Origin of the sequence: Saccharothrix sp. (genome assembly GCF_031180885.1) — a bacterium.
Lineage (GTDB): Bacteria > Actinomycetota > Actinomycetes > Mycobacteriales > Pseudonocardiaceae > Actinosynnema.
This window is the reverse complement of sequence record NZ_JAPSLK010000066.1, coordinates 23,381-36,143: the sequence shown is the minus strand read 5'-3', so window position 1 is coordinate 36,143 and position 12,763 is coordinate 23,381. Positions and strand designations below refer to the sequence as shown.

Sequence of the window (12,763 nt, the reverse complement as noted above, 5' to 3'; positions counted from 1 at the left end):
GCCCCCCCCCCCCCCCCCGCCCCCCGCGGGGGGGGCCGGGGGGGCGCCGGGCCCCCCCCCCCCGCCGCCCGGGGCGGCCCCCCCCCCCCCCCCCGCGGCCCTGGATTTGCGCACACCAGGAGGTCGGTGATACCCCGTCAGCCGTACAGCATTCACGCCGTCGACCGCACGTGCAGCGGCCGCTACACCGGTGGACACAGCACTCCCTGCCGCCTGGATGGCTGTCCCGATCGAGCCCTGCCCACAGCAGCTCGCCGTGTGTATTGCCGGGCAATTGCGCGCGAAGCGGCTACGCTCCCGTCACCGCACCGAGGCAACGCCGCTGTCTGGGCGACCTACTCGACGATGCTCACCTCTCGGCTTCATCGACGTGACTGGCTTGTGCGGATGGCGCATCGGCGGGCATGAGCACCTCGCGACCAATGGCGCCACAGCGAGTGTGGACATGCAATAGGTGCTTCCGACAGGGAAGGCGCAGGTTGGGCAACACCGGTGACAGGTCGGATCATGGTTCGGGGCCGAACACAACCAGACCGCTGGTGTCGGCGGGCGAACCGGCATGGCCGGCGGCTCGTGATGCGCGGTCGCGTGGCCCGTCGGGCAGATCGGCTCGATCGCGAGCCTGCCCGGCTCGACACTGCACACCTCGCATCGTCCACTCGGCACGGTCAGCTGCCGGATCGGCTCCTGTCGGTCTCGCGCAGGCGCGCGAACCAGGTCGTCGCGATGGAGCGCTTGTACCCGCCGGGCAGGGTCAAGCCGTTCATCTCGGACTCGGTGGACAGCCCGATCTCCTTGCTGTCGTGGGAAAGTACGGGTTCGCCGACGCCGTCTGAGTAGCAGCCGTAGGTCACGATGAACACGTTCTTGTCCGCCACAGTGATGTGGTACATCCACGTGTCGAGGATCGGACCGGTGGTCACCTGCCACTGTGTCTCCTCGGCGATCCCCGCGCCACGCACTCCTCGGGCGTCTCGCCGGGTGAGATCCGGCCCCGGCAGCTCCGACTCCTCGCGCTCGTTCTTCACCAGCAACACCCGGTCGTCAGGCACAACCACACCATTGATGGACACGGGGTAAACGAACTGGCTCATATCGTTGACCTCCCGACAGTGGCGCGATCTGCTCACCGGCAACGGAGCACTCGGTCATGACCGATCCCGAGGATCGACGCGAACGGTGAGCCCGTGAACGAACTCTCCTCCGACCGTGCACCGGAATTGGAACATGTGATCGCAAGGCGCACGCTCTCGTGTCGCCGCAGTTCCGCTTCCCGCGACCCGGCGGGGGCGGCGCGCAGGCTGCGCTTGGGGTGGTCGGGTGTCAAGTCCGCGCAAGAACATCCGCGGACTTGACACCCGACCACCCCAAGCGCGACCCGAGCGCGCCCCGCCGGACCGCGGGGCAGCGGCACAGTCCGACCAGCCTGGGACGTCTTCGAACAGGCGGTCGGTTCAGCCGCTCGGTCCAGCAAACCGAGGAGTACCCGCGATGGGTGCAGAGCCCTTCATCACCTACGCCGAGGGCACCGACGCCGACGTCGCCTTCCGCGCGGCTGTCGAGCAGGCCCAGCACGATTACGGTCACGGCGGCTACACCGGCACGATCGCCGAGAAGACCGCGTTCGTCGTCATCGGCGAGCCGATGTCCGAGGACGACGCCAGGGAGCTGGCGAACCGGCTGAGCCACAACGACGACCGGATCCAGGACAAGCGCGGACCCGCGGGTGCCATCGCCGTGAGCGGCGGCTTCCGCACACTGCGCGAGCTGCCGGTACCTCCTCGAATGGGCGGGTACCCGGACGAGCGGTCGGCCGGGCTCGCCGCGGCCGACGGCTGTCTTGGTGACGGCGAGACCGTCACCACCGTCTATCTCAGGGGCCACCAAACCCGAGCGAGCGGACGCATCGTCATCGACGAACCCACCACCGCCACCGTCTGCACCATCGGCTCTCCCGAGGTGACCGGCTGGCTGTTCTTCGGCTGGGCCAGTACCTGACCCACACCGACACGCCGCCACCTCCCGCAGTGCGGGGGGCGCATCGGCCGCCGGTGCGGCCACGCACGGCCAGCCGGGCAGCCATGGACGTTCCACACGCGCCTGTCGGCGCCGGCTGAACCACCGCAGCGGCCCGGAGAGCGCAAGCACACCGCGCTCTGGCGGGTGCGTCCCCGCTTCCCCTACGCCCAACTCCGCGAGGACCTCACCCTCGACCCGTCGGCGGTGAGGTCCTGGCACCCGCGCCCGAACACTTGGAGTTGCATGTTGTCCACTATCCGCCCCTTCGCCCACCTCCCCATCGAGCACCCGATCCGTTCAGTCCTCGAGATGGCCGGTGCGATCTCCCACTTCCCGCGCGGCTACGTGATCTTCACGGAAGGCGATCCGGGTGACCGGCTTTACGTCCTGCAGGAGGGGACGGTGAAGGTCGGTCGCACGTCGGCCGCCGGTCGGCCGCACCTGCTGGGACTCGCCGGTCCGGGCGACATGTTCGGCGAGCTGTCGATCTTCGACTCCGGACCCCGCACGTGCACGGCAACGGCGTTGACCCAGACGCGCGCCGTGAGCATGGACCATCAAGGGTTGAGTCGGTGGCTCACCGACCGGCCCGAGATCGCCGACCACCTCCTGCGACTGCTCGCCCGCCGGGTCCGCAGCACCAACTCGGCGCTGGCCGAGCTGATCACCGACACGGTGTACGGGCGGGTCGCAAGGGTGCTCCTGGACCTCGCCGAGCAGTTCGGGCGCCAGGAGGACGGGGTGCTCGTGGTCGCCCACGGCTTGACGCAGCGAGAGATCGCGCAGCTGATCGGCGCGGCCCGCAAGACCGTCAACGAGACGCTGCTCAAGTTCGAACGGCGCGGGTGGCTGCAACGCGGGCAGAGGAGTGTGTTGATCCTCGACCCGGACGCGCTGGCGAACCAGGCCCGCTAGCGGAACCACTCGCTCCCACACCACGGCCCGGCTCTGGTTCCGCTGCGAACCGGAGCCGGGCCGTTCTGCTGTCGCCCCCGGATGGTCACCGGCGGCCACCACCGCCCACGGCGCCACCGGCCAGAGCCGGGGATCAGCCGCAGTCCGTGTTCGTCAACAAGGAATGGATCATGTCGTTGGACACAACCAGTCTGCATGCTCTGCTGTACCTCATGCGCGCCGCCGAACCACCGGCACCGGCGATGCATGACTTCGTCGCCACGGTGGGTGTAGTCGAGGCCGCGGCCTCGATCCGGGCCGGCACCGCCCCGGCCGCGGTGGCCGCCGAAATCCACCACCCCGCCACCGACATCCGACCCGATCTGAACGCCGTGGACCAAGACCAGATCCGGCTGCTCACCCCGGAGGACACCGAGTGGCCCCGTGAACGCTTCGCCGCGCTGGAGGCCGCCGGGCTGACAGTGCCGTTGGGGCTGTTCGTCCGCGGCGACGCGTCTCTCGCGGCGTTGACGCGCGCGGCGGTGACCATCACCGGCACCCGCGCGGCCACCGGCTACGGGAACCACATCGCCGCGGAGTTCGCCTTCGCGTTCGCCGAGACCGGCGTGACGGTGGTGGGCGGAGGGTCGTACGGCATCGAAGGTGCCGCTCACCGCGGCGCGCTCACCGCCGACGAGCCCACGGTGGTCGTACTGGCGTGCAGCGTGGACCGTGCCTACCCGGCCGGGCACGCGGCGCTGTTGGAGAACGTGGTGAAGCAGGGCGGGCTGCTGGTCAGCGAGTACCCGGTCGGCGTCGTTCCGGCCGGGTTCCGGTTCGCCGCGCGCAACCGCCTGCTGGCGGCGCTGAGCGGGGCGACGGTGATCGTCGAGGCCGGCCGGCGCAGCGGCGCGCTCAACATCACCCGGACCGCCGCCTCAGTGGGCCGTCGGGTGTACGGCGTGCCCGGGCCCATCACCTCGGCGCTCTCGGCAGGCGTGCACGAGCTGCTGCGCGACGGACACGCCCGGCTGGCCACCACCCACGCCGATGTCGAACTCGACTCGCTCCCGGTCACCGACCGCCAGGAGCTCTGAACGAGAAGTCTGAAACGTAGAAGAGGCGGGAATCGGCGGTGTTCCCCGCGGTGACGAGTGCGCGCACCGTACAGGACCGCTGGGGTTGGTCCAGCAAACCGCGCTGGACCAACCCCACATCGGCCCTGCCCGGCGGACGCGCCTCGCCACCGCGAGGAACGCCACCGACCCATCACTAGAGCGGGACACCGATGAAGTCCTATTCGTCCTTCCTGAGCGCCGCGCTCGACCGGTGCCGACACACGATCCTGCGCGTGCTGCGCCGACCGGTCACGGTGCTGGTCCTGCACAACGCCGACGACCAAGCGCTCATCACCGGCTACCGCCGCCAGCCCGTGATCCCGGTGCTCAGGTTCCAGGAACCTCCGGCAGCGCGCACCAACGACATCGACCTCGCCGAGCACGCGTTCGCGCTGTGCAACATCGGAGACGATCCCGAGCACGGTGCGCCGGACCCGCGCGCGACAGACTATCGCCGACGCGGCAACAGGTCCTTGTCGATCGGCGACGTCGTCATCGTGGACGGACGCGCCTACGCCTGCCAGCCGCGGGGGTGGCTCCGCATCCCGAAACCGGCCCAGACCCTGGTGCGCCGCCACGGCAGCACGCCGCTGGATTTGGGCTGACCACGTTGTGAGCGGATCGGTCGTCTACCGGAGTTGGACTCACCGGTCCCACCGGAACTGGGTAGCCACGCTCGCCTCGACTCGAGGACGGCCCGCAGGCGTGGACTCCGTCGCGGAGGACGGTCACTCCGGTAGGCGAACGGTCGCCGAGTTAACCCAATGGTCCGAACAGCAGCCCGTCACCTTGCTGTCGCTCGCCGGGCTGGGATCATGGAGTGCAGTCGACGAGCGGGAGGGCGAGATGCAGTCCGTTGCCACCAGGTTGCGCACTCTTGATGGCTTGTACCTGGCTGGCACATACACCCGTCCGGACAGCGAACCTCGGCACGCCGTGCTTCTCGTGCATGGTGCCGGGGTCACCCGCGAGGAAGGCGGCTTCTTCGCCCGCGTCGCACAAGGATTGAGCAGCGCCGGCATCGCGTCGCTGCGTTTCGACCTTCCCGGCCACGGTGAGAGCGAAGGGCGGCAGGAAGACCTCACGTTGTCCGCGATGCTCAACGTCGTCCAGTCCGGCCTCGATCACCTGCGCTCGGTGAGCGGCATGACGTCGACGAGCGTGGTGGCGGCGAGTTTCTCCGGCGGTATCTCCGCCTACTACGCCGCCACGAAGCCACAGGAGCTGGCGAGCCTGGTCCTGCTCAACCCCTTGATCGACTACAAGCGCCGCTTCGTCGACGAGAAGCGCGCATGGGCGACCGGCACCATCGACGAGAAGGCCGGCCGCCAACTGCTGGAACAGGGCTACGTCGGCCACTCCCCCACGTTCAGGCTCGGTCGGCCGATCCTCAACGAGGTCTTCTGGCTCCAGCCGCGCGCCGTCCTCGGCCAGATCGTGGCGCCGACGCTGATCGTGCACGGCACCCGGGACACGTTCATCCCCGTGGAGTCGTCCAGGGAAGCTGATCGGCAACTGCGCTGCACGCACAGGCTGGTCGAGATCGAAGGTGCGCAGCACGGGTTCGCCGTGCACGACGACCCGACATACGCCGACCCGCAGAGCCAGAAGTGGCAGGCCTTCGTGATCGACACCATCACCGACTGGATCAGCGACTGCGCGAGCTAACTCACTCGACCCCGACAGCCGCCCGCAACTGACGGACCGCCGGCCGGTTCTTCCACGGCTCCAGCGTCTTGACCACTCGTTCGAGTTCCCGCTTCGTCCGCTGCGATTCCACGTCGCGAGCGCGCTTGGCAGACGCGATGCCCACTGCGGCGGCTTCGTCGGGCTCACCCGCGAACGCGAGCGACGCTGCCTTCCACGAGAGGAAGAACCCGTAGTCACGAGGCGAGAAGTCCTTCTCGTTCAGCGTGCGTTCGTAGAGCGCGACAGCGTGGCGGGGTCGACCGGCCTCCGTCTTGCACACTGCCGCTTGCATCGTGAGCAGCGTCGGGCCGTAATGGGCTCCCAACCCACGGTCGTCCGGTCCCGCTTCCGCTTCGTCCAACATCCTGCGCGCCAGGTCCAACTTCCGCTCGACCGCGTCGATGCTCGCTCCGAGCATCGCGTCGGCCCGTGCTTCCTGTTGTACCGCTTCGGCTTTGACCCGTTTCGGGAGGTCGAACGAGGCGCTCTGCGCGGCCTGGCTCAGGGTGAGCATCCCGACCGGGTCACGCTGGTCGTAGGCGAGTTGGGCCTTCCTGAGCAGCACGTAGCCCTGCATCGACACGTCTTCGGCGCCCTGAGCCCACTCCACAGCGCGGTCGTGCCAGTACAGCGCGGCGGCGTGGTCACCGAGGTCCCGGTACAACCATCCCGCGAACTCCGCCGCGTCGGCACCGAGCCGCAGGAGTGCCAGCCGCACCGGACGTTCGACCTCTCGAGCAGGGGTCTTAACGGCGTCGATCAACGCCAGGACTTTCGGCAATGTCTCCAGGCTCCCGAGCCACCGGTCGTCCTCCTTGAAGGCCGCGAGCCGTCCGGCAAGGAGATTCACCACCGAGCCGTCCAAATAGCGCCGAGGGTCGACCAGCGCTGCCTGGATGCGCTCAGCAGTCGCCGCGTCGAGCAGCGGCAGCACGGACGCCGCCACGCTGTTGCCGAGGAAAGTCCGGCGTTTCAGTGGACTCATGTCGCCCCGTTCGTCGGCCGTGACACCAGTGACTCCCCTCGGGTCGGCAACCAGCTCCGCCTCGCCGAGCAGGGTGCCCAGCTCGCTGTCGGACACCGTCCCGGGATCGAGCGAGAGCAGCACGGACCTCCCGTTGATCAGTGCCGGCACCACGACTGTTTTCGGCCGAGAAGGCGGGTCGTGTCGCACCGACGATCCGAGGTGGTCGGCGTGCTGCGGCCCCCGAGGCGCGTCACTGGGCTCGGGAGCTCCGGGCATCCGGAACCACAGTAGGTCGTGCGGGATGCGGAGGACATGCGCCCAGCGCATGAGCTTCTTGAGGCTGTCGATCTCCTCGCCGTTCTCGATGTGGCTCAGTCTGGTCTGCGTGATGCCGCCCCACGCGGCGACGACACGCTGCGCGATGTCCCGGCCGTGGAACGGGTGCTTGCGGAAGGCGAGGATCACCGCGCCCATGTCCCGGGCCGCCAGTGCAGCCTGCATCGTCGGGTGCCGCCAGAACTCGGCCGGCACCGCGGGAGGCCGTGCATGGAGGTCACGGGCGGCTTGGACACACGCATGGCACAGCGGGCCGCGGTTGTCCCGGGCCAGCCGCGTGCCGCACCGGCACCGGCGCACGCCCGGCTCTGTACCCATGATCGCGATCTCCACCCGTTCTGCGCAGAACCAGCACCCAACTTGGTCACGTTACGTGCACGCAGCGTAGCTGCGTATGAGTTTTCCGCATACCAACATGCGTGTGACCGCGACCTCGAGAGCCCACGTGAGGACCACTCTCACGGCAGGCACCCGGCGCCGGTCAACCGACGCCCTCCCCGAGGCGCGGTGAGCTGTAGCCGTAGCAGTCCCCCGCACCGCGCCGCGCCGAATCCCGGCGCCGGATGCCACCCAGGCAGACGGACCTGAAGGCAGGCGGTAAGCGTGGCAGCACGGGCAACAGCTCCGCTGGTTCGACCGACACCTCCGACAGCACCACCGATCGAGGAGCCCGAGCTTCCCGAACCTCAGCAGCTGTACGGCCTGATCTGTCTGGCCTTCCTGCTGCACGTCCCACTTGGCTCGATCTGCGCACAATGCGCAGCCCTTTGGCCTTGTCCACAGGTTCGGCTGGCGTACCGGCTCCGGGAAGGTTTCTGACTGTGGAACGCTCGACAGTCCACCGGGCCCCTCTCGACGGGCCGGAGCACCGACTCGTGTGCGGCTACCTCTTCGCGCAGAACCCGGACGAGATCGAGATCGCGGCCTGGCGGGTCGAGGTCGTCCAATTCTGCCGAGAGAACGGTTTTCGGCTGAGGAGCATGTTCATCGACCGGGGTTCGACGGGCGACGAGGTGCGCCGCCCCGGTCTCTCCGGGCTGCTCGACGTGCTTCGACTGCCCGACACACACGGGGTGGTCGTGCCGCATCCCGAGCACCTGTCCGCGGACGAGGAGAAGTTGGATTCGCTGTGCGAGGCGATTCGCCGCACAGGATCCAAGGTGATCTACATGAATCGCGACGGCGGGTGATGACATTGAAAAGGAGTATCCGGTGGGCTCGACGGCGCACACGATTGTGACGGTAGCGGGCGTAATCCTCGTCGCATTGCTCGTCGTCGTCTTCGCGTGGTGGCTGGTGAGCGGATACCTGGGTGAGCGCAGACGCGCGAGGGCGGAACGTTGGGCGCGGCTCCAGGTTGCCGATCTCCGCCCTACACCGCCGCCTTCTCACAACACCGACTCGTCCGTGCGCCGCGCGGGACAACCGGCTCGTGCCCCGGCGATTCCGTCGACCCGCCTGGCCAGGTACAACGCGCTGCTCACCATGTCGACCGCCCAAATGCAGCCCGTCCGCGCCCAGGAAGCCGACCCACGACCCGGCCGGCACACCACATGACCTGCACACGATCAATGATCAGTCGCGATTCTCGAGGAGCGCATGTGGGATCCAGAACCAAGGGTGGCGGACTATTGCTGCCCCTCGTCCTGGTCGGCGGCATCGGCGTGGTCGCCTACCAGAACGGGCTGCTCGACGGAGTACTGGACGACGGTGTCGAAAGGATCACCATCGACGACGTGAGCTTCGTCGTCGCTGACGACGCGGCATCGTCGGTCGAGCGTTGCACCAAGGAGCAGATAGTCTCGGACCGGGTGTGCGACGAACGGCACGTGCTGCTCGTCGACGCCGCGAAAATGCCGTTCATCGCCCGGAACACCAACCTCGCCTGGAGCGACGGGCATCCCGGAATACTCACGATGAACCGGAGCAAGCAGAACACGAACCGGGCTGCCGCGTGCCCGAGGAGCTTCCCTCGGCCGCACGGGGGGTCGTGTGACGAGTACCCGATGGCGAGCACCGACCAGGGTGGTGCCGGAGCGCGTGCGGAAGAAGTGCCGACGCGGGAGAATCTGTGCCAGGGCGGCTCCTACGGCAGGCAGTACCCGAAGGACGGAGAGGACTTCCTGGTGGTCATCATCAATCCGGACGACATTGCGTCCGAGCCGTTCACGGGAACGGATATCGCCAAGGAGCAGGGCTCATGCTGAGGGAGCCGGCGGAGGCCGACGACGTGACCATCAGGTACGCGTGGGTGAACGAGATCGAGGCGATGACGGTCGCCATAGTCCGCGGAAGCACGTCGGCGCAGGTGCTCGACGTCTACGGTGGCAACCCCACCTCGGTCGGCGACTACCCGTTCGCTCAGCTGGCGGACCTCCAGGGCGACGGGACGGACATGAGGTTCCACGTCCAGTTCATCGACCTCGACGACCGGGTCGTGGTGTTGGAGAACAACGGCTGGAGCGGGAGCCTGCCGGAGATCGCGCGTCGCTGCTCCGCCGACGGCGGTGAGTTCTTCAGCGTGTACTGGAACGTCAACGGCTTCGGCCTGGTCACCGCGGCAGACGACGGCACCGTGACAGCGCGTTTCGAGCACCTGTACCCCTACGCGCCACAGGCAGCACCGCACGAGGTCCGCCCGGACTGGGCGATCGGCCCGGAAGTCGAGGTCGAGACCGCCACCCAGGTCTGCTTCGCCCTGATGGAACAGCGAACCGGGGTCGAGTTCGACCCGTCGTGGCTGGCGGTACGTCGGCCGACGTACCAGGTTCCGGATCCCCACTGGCTGTACCGCCGGGTCGAAGGTGCCGACAAGCCATAGCCTCTCGGGAACACACGGAAGCCACCAGCCGACACCTCCGCACACCAAGAGGACTTCGCGGACGTACGAGCCTCCGACGAAACGCCGCGACCGTCCACAATGGTCTATGCCCAAGTCATGAGGGAAGCTGGTCGGTGGCGTTCCTCGCGGTGCCCCGGTGCGCGCACGGTACAGGGCTGTTGTGGGTGGGTCCAGCACACCCCGCTGGACCCACCCACAACAGCCCTGTCCGGCGGACGCACCTCGCCACCGCGAGGAACGCCACCCACATGTCAGGAAGGGCGCCGCGCGGTGAGCGAAGCCAGCCCCCTTTCAGCACCGGATTCGCCATTTCGGCTTGTGCCGTCCGAGCACACCGGTGCCCTCGAACAGGGGACAACGCATCCAGCGGAGGTTCTTCGATGCCCAACACCGACCACCCCGCAATCGACGTGATCGACGGGTTCCGCGACGACTACCAGTGGCTGTCGAACCATCACCACTCGCCGCTCACCTGGGAAGGCCTGGACTACGCGACCGCGGAGGCCGCGTTCGCCGCAGGCAAGACCCTCGACCGCGCTCTGCGGGCACGCATCGCCGCGGCGCCCAGTGCGGGCGCGGCCAAGCGGCTCGGCCGTCAGGTGCCGCTTCGCAAGCAATGGGACGAGGTGTACCGCTACCGCGTCATGCAGGAGGTGCTTGCCGCGAAGTTCAGCGACCCCGGCCTGCGTCGGCGACTGATCGCCACGGGGAGCGCGCTGCTGGTCGAGGCCAACGACTGGCACGATCAACACTGGGGTGACTGCCGCTGCCACCGGCACCGCGCCACACCGGGACGCAACGAACTCGGCCGGACGCTGATGCGCTTGCGTGACGAGTTCACCGACGCGCCCGCCCGCCAGTGGACCCGGGTGGCGTGCACCGGCCACCGGCCCCACATCCTGCCCGCAGACAGCCACGACTGGGTGATCGCCGAACTGACGCGCATCGCAGCCAAGTTGCGCGCCGAGCACGGCACCAGCGTCGCGATCTCCGGCGGCGCGATGGGATCCGACCTGTGGTGGGCCGACGCCGCCCACGCCGCCGGCACCCGGGTCTGGCTGTACCAGCCATTTCCGCAGCAGGCCGACCGGTGGCAAGCGGACTGGAAGGCTCACCACCGACGCGTCCAAGGCTTCGCCTCCCGCGTCGCCGTGCTGGACACCCGGTTCAGCACCAAGGCGCTGTTCGACCGCAACGACTGGATGATCCGCGACTGCGACGCGCTGGTCGCCGTGGTCGATCCCGAGCACCGGGGCGGCGGAACCCACGCGGCCGTCGCCTCGGCGCTGGGCCGTCGACCGATCATCCGCATCGATGTCCGCAAACGCGACACCCGCCTCGTGCTGCCGCGCCCAAGTCAGCTCACCCAGCACGACCCCGGCACTCCTGCGGTCGGGTAGTACGCGCCCAGCCGGGACCCGGCTGCCGGCGGTGACGCCGACCGCCGGCTCCTTGCGGACCCCACAACGACCCCACCAACAGCACGCCATCCACAAAGGAGGCCCGAGCTATGCGCAACCGAACACCCCGGGGCCTCAGCCCGGTCATCGACGTCACCGCGGTTGTCACAGAACCGGATGGAATCTCCGTCACCGTTCTCGATCGACACGGGCATGCGGCCCCATGGGTACCGGCACCCACCCCAGGGTGGTTCTCCACGCCGAGCGGCGGCCCACGGGCGTGCATGGCGAAACGCCCACACGTCGATCCCGACACCCCGCGAACTCGACCCGGGCGGCGCCCACTGTGAGCCGTCAGCTCGCGCTACGCCTGTCGCCCGTTGTGGCGTTCTACCAAGTGGCTGTCGAGGAAGCCGAGGAACTCCTCATCTCCTGGGCGCGCTACTACCTCGCTCCACTGTGGCTTGGCACGTATCCCAACTGGGATGCCCGCAGCGCCGAACTGTGCGGGCAGCCGCAGATCGAGGCCCTGTCTAGTACCAGCCTGCCCGGCACACCGGGCCGCCTCTACCGGTTCGACGGCTTCGAGCAGATCCGCGTGTCGAAAGGCCCAAGGGCGGCGGCCGACAGCGCCCCAGCGCCGCGAACGCCATCGCGGACGGCGCACGAGGCCTGTGGGTCTACACCTACCCGGAACCACTGCGCATCACCACACCAGCGAGGAAATCCCACGCCGGCGTCCTCCTCGCAGAGCAAGGGTAGGACGACCTTTCTCACCTCGAGCCACACGGTCGGGCCACCGAGTCTGCGGGAACGTCCCAGACCCGACCAATTCTGCACCACAGCCCCCGCTCCCCCGTTCTCCAGGCGCCCGCCCGCCCAGATGTCGGCGGGCCGCCGCACCCTGCCCAAGGAACTCGTCATGCGCACTTCGCCCCATCCACGCCCCGACATCAACCCGGCCACGATCGCCGCCACCGTCCGCATCACGGCCGCAACCGGAGCGGACCACCAGTTCACCGACACCTACGGCGTCACCTACACCGGCGCTCCCGCGCACCTCGCGCTCTTCGCACTCGCACGCCGCGACATCACCGCCGGCATCCACACCGACCAGCCCGCCATCGCCTCCGGTATCCGCGCAGTCGCGTCGACCCTGATCCGCTGGTTCACCGGCCCGCACGTCGATCCGGACCACGCGGCCGAGTTCGCCGTACTTCTCCCGAAACGGGTGTGCGAGTTGGTCGTCTATCTGCTCCTGCACGGCGAGGCCGCCGCGCTGAGCAACGTCGGTCCCCTCCGGACGCCACCATTCGGCAACCGTCGCCTGGCCGAGCAGTCCGCCGAGCCGGGTGATCAGATCTACTGTGCCGAGATCGCCATCCCACCCGATGACGTCCATGCCCTGAGCTGACCCTCCCGCTCGCGTGCAGCCGACACCCTGTCCAGCGCGCGCCGGCCGCGAAACCGGGCTGGGCGCCTTCTGCGCCCAGCCTCC

General features: G+C 68.7%; 12 protein-coding genes. 10 read left to right on the top strand and 2 right to left on the bottom strand.

Annotation, left to right across the window (positions count from 1 at the left end; all coding sequences use genetic code 11):
* Positions 1-668: 668 nt before the first annotated feature.
* On the bottom strand, positions 669-1,052 hold the full coding sequence (locus RIN75_RS38590) for an NUDIX hydrolase (protein WP_309117057.1): 384 nt from the start codon (positions 1,050-1,052) through the stop codon (positions 669-671).
* A gap of 439 nt (positions 1,053-1,491) precedes the next feature.
* Here RIN75_RS38590 and RIN75_RS38585 point away from each other — a divergent pair, with 439 nt between their 5' ends.
* The 5 genes from RIN75_RS38585 (at position 1,492) to RIN75_RS38565 (ending at position 5,699) form a co-directional block, all read left to right on the top strand.
* On the top strand, positions 1,492-1,998 hold the full coding sequence (locus tag RIN75_RS38585; RefSeq protein ID WP_309117056.1) for a hypothetical protein: 507 nt from the start codon (positions 1,492-1,494) through the stop codon (positions 1,996-1,998).
* A 165-nt stretch (positions 1,999-2,163) separates the two neighbouring features.
* Positions 2,164-2,934 (top strand): Crp/Fnr family transcriptional regulator, encoded by a 771-nt coding sequence (locus tag RIN75_RS38580; RefSeq protein WP_309117055.1) that lies wholly within the window; start codon positions 2,164-2,166, stop codon positions 2,932-2,934.
* A gap of 170 nt (positions 2,935-3,104) precedes the next feature.
* Entirely contained in the window at positions 3,105-4,010 is a 906-nt protein-coding gene (dprA, locus tag RIN75_RS38575; RefSeq protein ID WP_309117054.1) for a DNA-processing protein DprA, read from the top strand.
* Between the two features lie 254 nt (positions 4,011-4,264).
* Positions 4,265-4,636, top strand: coding sequence for a hypothetical protein (locus tag RIN75_RS38570; protein ID WP_309117053.1), 372 nt, complete (start codon positions 4,265-4,267; stop codon positions 4,634-4,636).
* 100 nt (positions 4,637-4,736) lie between these two features.
* A complete protein-coding gene (locus tag RIN75_RS38565; protein WP_309117052.1) occupies positions 4,737-5,699 on the top strand; it encodes an alpha/beta fold hydrolase in 963 nt (320 codons plus the stop codon).
* Position 5,700: 1 nt separating this feature from the next.
* Here the strand turns inward: RIN75_RS38565 and RIN75_RS38560 are convergent, their stop codons facing one another.
* On the bottom strand, positions 5,701-7,356 hold the full coding sequence (locus RIN75_RS38560) for a helix-turn-helix transcriptional regulator (protein ID WP_309117051.1): 1,656 nt from the start codon (positions 7,354-7,356) through the stop codon (positions 5,701-5,703).
* Positions 7,357-7,898: 542 nt separating this feature from the next.
* On the opposite strand from RIN75_RS38560, the gene RIN75_RS38555 reads away from it, so the two are divergent.
* The 5 genes from RIN75_RS38555 to RIN75_RS38535 all read left to right on the top strand — a co-directional run bounded on the left by RIN75_RS38555 (position 7,899) and on the right by RIN75_RS38535 (position 12,679).
* The gene (locus tag RIN75_RS38555; protein ID WP_309117050.1) at positions 7,899-8,213 is read left to right on the top strand and encodes a recombinase family protein; all 315 of its coding nucleotides are present in this window, start codon (positions 7,899-7,901) and stop codon (positions 8,211-8,213) included.
* A 411-nt stretch (positions 8,214-8,624) separates the two neighbouring features.
* A complete protein-coding gene (locus RIN75_RS38550) occupies positions 8,625-9,230 on the top strand; it encodes a NucA/NucB deoxyribonuclease domain-containing protein (RefSeq protein WP_309117049.1) in 606 nt (201 codons plus the stop codon).
* Positions 9,224-9,844 carry a DUF6461 domain-containing protein gene (locus RIN75_RS38545; protein WP_309117048.1) on the top strand — a complete coding sequence of 207 codons (621 nt, stop codon included), beginning with the start codon at positions 9,224-9,226 and terminating at the stop codon, positions 9,842-9,844. The genes RIN75_RS38550 and RIN75_RS38545 overlap by 7 nt, the downstream gene beginning before the upstream one ends.
* 401 nt (positions 9,845-10,245) lie before the next feature.
* Positions 10,246-11,265 carry an SLOG family protein gene (locus tag RIN75_RS38540; protein ID WP_309117047.1) on the top strand — a complete coding sequence of 340 codons (1,020 nt, stop codon included), beginning with the start codon at positions 10,246-10,248 and terminating at the stop codon, positions 11,263-11,265.
* A gap of 346 nt (positions 11,266-11,611) precedes the next feature.
* Positions 11,612-12,679, top strand: coding sequence for a hypothetical protein (locus RIN75_RS38535; protein WP_309117046.1), 1,068 nt, complete (start codon positions 11,612-11,614; stop codon positions 12,677-12,679).
* Positions 12,680-12,763: the final 84 nt, after the last annotated feature.

Bases quoted from the DNA above. Each gene is read 5' to 3' on its own strand.
- RIN75_RS38545 (WP_309117048.1), top strand. From the start codon at position 9,224: ATGCTGAGGGAGCCGGCGGAGGCCGACGACGTGACCATCAGGTACGCG.
- dprA (WP_309117054.1), top strand. From the start codon at position 3,105: ATGTCGTTGGACACAACCAGTCTGCATGCTCTGCTGTACCTCATGCGC.
- RIN75_RS38540 (WP_309117047.1), top strand. From the start codon at position 10,246: ATGCCCAACACCGACCACCCCGCAATCGACGTGATCGACGGGTTCCGC.
- RIN75_RS38585 (WP_309117056.1), top strand. From the start codon at position 1,492: ATGGGTGCAGAGCCCTTCATCACCTACGCCGAGGGCACCGACGCCGAC.